The sequence below is a fragment of the Novipirellula sp. genome (genome assembly GCF_041583735.1).
In the GTDB taxonomy this organism is placed as follows: Bacteria; Planctomycetota; Planctomycetia; order Pirellulales; family Pirellulaceae; genus Novipirellula.
The window spans coordinates 1-5,631 of sequence record NZ_JBFHFD010000575.1 but is presented as its reverse complement, the minus strand read 5'-3'; the positions used below and the strand labels follow the sequence as shown (position 1 = coordinate 5,631).

At 56.0% G+C, this 5,631-nt stretch carries 4 protein-coding genes and 1 pseudogene; all 5 read right to left on the bottom strand.

The window, feature by feature from the left end:
• Positions 1–38: 38 nt before the first annotated feature.
• A complete protein-coding gene (locus ABX962_RS28625; RefSeq protein WP_372724601.1) occupies positions 39–653 on the bottom strand; it encodes a DUF4339 domain-containing protein in 615 nt (204 codons plus the stop codon).
• Positions 654–1,002: 349 nt separating this feature from the next.
• A complete protein-coding gene (locus tag ABX962_RS28620) occupies positions 1,003–3,066 on the bottom strand; it encodes a hypothetical protein (protein ID WP_372724599.1) in 2,064 nt (687 codons plus the stop codon).
• 1 nt (position 3,067) lies between these two features.
• Positions 3,068–3,703, bottom strand: coding sequence for an RNA polymerase sigma factor (locus tag ABX962_RS28615; protein WP_372724597.1), 636 nt, complete (start codon positions 3,701–3,703; stop codon positions 3,068–3,070).
• Between the two features lie 8 nt (positions 3,704–3,711).
• Positions 3,712–4,983 carry a DUF1501 domain-containing protein gene (locus tag ABX962_RS28610; protein WP_339937863.1) on the bottom strand — a complete coding sequence of 424 codons (1,272 nt, stop codon included), beginning with the start codon at positions 4,981–4,983 and terminating at the stop codon, positions 3,712–3,714.
• An 83-nt stretch (positions 4,984–5,066) separates the two neighbouring features.
• Positions 5,067–5,631, bottom strand: a pseudogene (locus tag ABX962_RS28605) (hypothetical protein); the annotation flags it as partial.

The window sequence follows — 5,631 nt, the reverse complement described above, 5'->3', positions numbered from 1 at the left end:
TCCTCCCACAGGACTGTGATGGCAAGGTGCAGCGAAGGTTATCGGCCAGCGACGGCCAAAAGTGCAGCGACCAACCCGATTGCGACAATCGAAAGTGCGGTAATCGTGGCGGCGCGCTGTAGGAACCGCTTTCGCTTGATGGCTCCGATTTGCCGATTCCCGTAGACCTCGGTTGCTACCGAGGCCGAGTCACCGGTACGGCTGTTTGCAGAGGCCGAGTCCATGGGCAGCCTTGCGGCGGAGTCGCCGAAGGGGGTGTTGCGAGCTGCTGCGGCTGAAGCCGCGACGCTGCGACCCGACAATTCGGGTAAAACGTCGATCGCATCTCGCCACTCGGCCCAGCCGTCGCGCCACACCAATGCGGTGGCGGCCACGCGGCCCTCGGTAATCCATTCGCGAAACACCTCTTCAGTGGCGGGACCATATTGGCCACCACTGGGTGGGCGGACGTACCAAGTCGATTCACCGTCAAACAACGCACTCGATGACTTGCCGCGTTGCTGCGTGTCGGCCGCAGCAGCGACTGCAACGTTCGCAGCGATATCATCCCCCGAAGAATCCGATGAAGCGGCAGCAGCCTTTCGTTGCGGCGGCTGACTTTGCGGCTGCGGAGCACCCGACTGGGATTCCGCAGCTACAGGCGCCGGCCTCATTTCGACGGGAGAGGATTTGGCGGAATCCTGCAAGGGAATACGGAATCGCGACGCGCACGAGGGACACACACCGCGTCGGCCCGCGAGTTCACTCTTAATATTTAACTGCTTATTGCAAACATGGCAGGCGAACCGGATGCCCATGTCAGTCCCTCGGCCTCGCACGACTAGATGGAAGAGAATCAGCAACGGCAATCGGCCGTCGGCTCTCTATCATAATCGAATCCGCAAACACGCGTGGGCTCGCCGTTGACATTCCTAGCGGAACGCCGTTCCGCTAGGAAAACCACCCGGTTCGTGCCAAAGCAGATGGCGCCCGACGCGGGGCCTCGTCCGGCGGTGGTGGTTTTTAGGGATGGATCATCCACCACACACGATGCAAGATCAGTGGCTCGGAATTTTTCTCCGCCACCATCTTCTCAACCACCTCGTTGACCGGTTTGGGAACCTTCTGCATTGGCACGAGATAGGCAAGATGGTTCACCTTTTCGTCCAATTCGTCAATCAATGTCAACCATTGAACCGGAGGTCCGACGGCTTTACCAGGAAACTGCTCAATCGTGATGTCCGCTTTCGCGGTGACCGCATCGCCCGGACTTTTTGACTTGGTTTTGCTGTCGGTCGTGTCAAGCGTCTGCGCCAAAAGCAGCGTTTCCTTGTGAATCGCATCGAGGCTGACGCCAACAGAACGATTGGCAAATTGAACGCGTTTGGATACCGGCAGTGACGCGTGCTGTGGCGCTGCGGCCGCAAACGCGCCAACGAGCATGTTGCCGTGATCGATATCGGCTTGACTGGACATCGCGATTTGATCAGCACGAAGGGCAACCGGAACCGTTCGCCGAGTGGTCGAGGTGGAAACGATCAGTGCCAACGTCCTGGCAATGTTAAAACGTGAATCGATTAAATCGTCGACTAATCGTCGCTCAAGCGAACCGAGCGATTCGGTGTGCGGAGGCGTCGATAAATCCACAACCGAGCCGCGTAGCGGACGTCCATGAATCATCCGCCACATCGAATTCACCACGCCGCGAGCCAGTTCGCGAGACCCGATGACCCGTTGTGACCACTGTTTCAAATCCATCGCTGCGGTGTCACCCGAACCAGCGATCCAGCCTGCGGGCACACCCGCTTCGACCACCTTCTGACGACCATCCAAGGTCTCGAAGAAAACGAGATCGTCGGAGGATCGGTCCGTCGTGACGGAAAATACCTTTTTGTTCTTTCGATTGACGCTCCGCTCTAGTAGTCCAGCGAACGCCCAGTATTCGCTCTGCGTGCCCCGGCTTTCAATCACCGAGTCGTGGCATTTGATGCAGCGAACGTCGACATTCATCGTCAACGTCGCAAAACGGCGAGCCAAGGGATGAATGCCATCGATCGCGTTGGCCGAATACCAGTGCAGCGAGTTTGGGCCGTCGCCACTGATCCAAGCCGCCAAGGTTTCATCAAACGGTTGTTCCGAGTCAAAGCAACTCGCTAGTTCGCTTAATAGCGATGTTTGGCTCTCGGGATCAAGTTTTTGGAATCCTCCGTCGGTCACCACGTTTATGAATTTCTGAGCGGCGCCGCGGGCGTTCTCAGGCTTCGCAAGAAACGATTGAAAGGCGGTCGCCGATTCGATCGCGTGTTCGGGGACCTCGGTTCCCAAAACGTTCGAAATTCGCTCGGCGATCTCGGCAACGTCTGCTTCCTGTGCCGCTTGGATGCCAAGCGATGACCAATAGTCGTGCAGGTTGGTGTCGATTTCTTTTGCGACCAACGTCACCGCCTTGCGGTTGTCCGGTGCGATCGATGGCACCTTGGTCACGGGAGCCTGAATTTTTGGTTGCTCGATTTTCGGTCGTGCGATATCGTCCAGCGGATCTTCGGACGAAGACTTCATCGCTAAGGGGATCCCCTTCAGCGGTTTTCGTTCCACTGGTTTGGGCACAACGTGAGAATCGGGTGCGATGATTGGCGTGGTCGGCGCTGTCTTTTCATGAGCAAGTTCCTGCGGAAGCAGCGCGCGGCCTGGCTCACCGTCGAGTGAATGTGTGCGGTTTGAATCTTGAGCTGTCAACGAAGTGTCGACCGAGGTGGAATCACGTCCCATCCAAACCATCAGCAACAGTGCAGCGGCAATTGCCGCGATCGTGGTCGCGATTTTCCATGGGGCGTTTTTCCATAAACCCAGTTTCCATTGGGAAAGGGGCGTAGGTTTCTCGGCAACCGCCCGGCGGCGCGTCGCTCCGACTTCGACCCTCAGCGAGCCCGATGAAGTCAACGATTCAGCACACAAGTCGCCCTGAGAAGGCGTTTCACGCAGCCGACGCAGGATTTGCTGGGACAAATCGGGAGCGGGTCGGCCGTGTAATTCGGCCAACATCGCGTCAATCGCTTGTTCTTCGTGAGGGGAAATTTTTCGGTTCATCTTATCGATTCTTAGTGTGCAGCTTCTCCTCGACACAATCTCGGAGCTGCTGCTTAGCTCTTTGCATCAAATTCCGTGCACCATGATCGGAAATTCCAAGTGCCGCCCCGATCTCGACCCGGCTGATGTCATCTCTAAAACGCATTTGCAGTGCCGATTGTGCTCGCTCGGTTAGCAATTCCATGCAATTTCTTAACGCATCAATGGCAATATCGCCTGTCAAATCCTTGCCCGCCCACCGATTCCAGATCTCATCCAGCACCGCGGGCTCGGCCACGGTTTGGACACGACCGTGTTTGCGGTGCCGCGAGACGAGTAGATTGTACGCGGTGCGGCGCAGGTAGCCGGCGGTCGCAGCGTCATTGTGCTGAGTAAAATTGCCTTGCCGCAAGACACGTAAGAATGTTTCTTGGGTCAAGTCGTCCGCCGTCGCGCTGTCGCACCCGAGCATCCGCAAGTACCGCCAAACGCCCCGTTGGTGACGTTCGATCAGTTCGGCGGGCTCCAGATCAACATGGGGATCACAAACGCTCGAGGTCGTGGTCGAGCTACGCAGCCCCACATCCGCATCGCTGAGATGACTTGCATCCGCCGCGGAACTGACTTGTTTACGTTGCGATCCATCCGACTTTGGCACTGCGTTAATTACACAAGTTCGCGAATGATCTTGCCACCACCAGCAATTTTCATCGGTCGACCATTCTTACTGGTAAAGGTTTTTTCAGTCGAAATTCCAAGTCCCTTGACCACGGTGGTCATTAGGTCTTCGGAACTGAAGGGCTCGGTTTCTACGGCCGAACCATCACGGCTGGTTTCGCCCACGGCCAAGCCGCCCTTGATGTCAGCACCTCCGACCACACAAGACCAGGCACGTGCGAAGTGGTCGCGTCCCGCTCCGGCATTGATGTTCGGCGTGCGTCCAAATTCACCCATCCACATCACCACCGTGTCTTGCAGCAATCCACGTTGGTCCAAATCTTCGACCAATGCACTCATCGCTTTGTCGAGGATCGGCAGCTTGTTGTCTTTCAGTGTGGCGTGAATATCACCATGATTATCCCAGCCGCCAAGATCGACCTCGATAAAGGGGACCCCGGCTTCGACCAATCGGCGGGCCAACAAACAGCCTTGCCCGAATCCGTTGGTGCCATAACGCTCTTTCACTTCCTCGGGTTCTTCCGCGACTTTGAACGCTTTCATTTGTTCGCTGGTCATCAGGTCGAACGTCTTTTTAAGGACTTTCGAATGCTCGCTCGCAGGTAGATCTCGAGTGCGTTTGGCAAAATCTTGCTCGATCATGTTGAGCGCCGCCATCCGCTGCATCAACCGCGAGTTCTCCATACTCATCTCGAGATTGCGAATTCGGCCGTTGCTGGTCACCGAAAACGGAGACCATGCCATGCCCAGGAATCCCGGGCCGGTGCTGGCGCCACCGATCGATACAAACGGCGGAATCTCTAACTCGGGCCGCTGGTCAATTAGTTCGTGGGACAACACCGATCCATAGCTGGGGTGTTCGATATTCGGGTTCGGAACGTAACCGGTGTGCATGTAGTAACGGCCACGATTGTGATCCGCTTCGCGAGTCGACATGCTGCGGACAATCGACATGTGCTTCATTTGCTGAGCCATCAACGGCATGTGCTCACAAATTTGCATATCGCCGGTCGTCGAAATCGGGCGGAATGGTCCGCCGCTGCTGGCGCCCGGTTTCAGATCCCAGATATCGATTGTCGAGGGACCGCCACCCATCCACAACATGATCGCCGAACGTCGCTTCTTCTTTAGTTCGTCGCTGTTTGCGTAGATCGAACCTCCCATCGTGTACGCTGCTGCGGCAGCGGCCGATGAGCCGGCTAGGTGGCTCATGAAGTGACGCCGAGTCATCCCCGCCGGGGTGTACCATTGATTCATCATCTCAAACGTGCCTTTCAATTGCCTTAAAACTAAGCCGAAAATTTTGGGGTTGGGGATACAGATGCAGGTGTTACAGGTTGCCGTTAGTGCTGCATGATAAATTCGTTGGTGTTCAAAATCGCCCACCAAATGTCTTGCAACATCTCTTTTTCATTCCCTTTACGGGCTACGATCAATTTGCCTGCGATTGTCATCTCGTCTTTGCTTGGTCGCCGTGCCAAGCCTGCCATGAACAAATCGGTCAAACGATCTCGAGGCGATCGCCCGCTTTGCGAAAGTTGATCCAAGAAGCTGCCGGGTTTAGTGCTGGTCGCGTTTTTGACCAAATCGCCGTTGAACAACATCAACGCTTGCGGAATCGATCCGTTAAATGTGGTCGCTTCGTCACCTTCATCAGTGCCAAACGCTACGACAAATTGTTGCATCCACTCGCGACGCTGACGCTCCTGTTCTTCGTAGCTGCCGCCACCTCCGGCGTTGGTCGAAGTGACCAGCGATTGGTAGAGTTGTTCCGCACTCATTTGACGAAGATAGAAACGAGAGAACTTGGGCATCTCGCCAATCGTAGGATCGTCGATTTCATTGGCCGGTCCCAACAAAGCCTTCAAGTTGTAGGGGCGACTGAGCGTGATCCAGGTGATTAGTTGT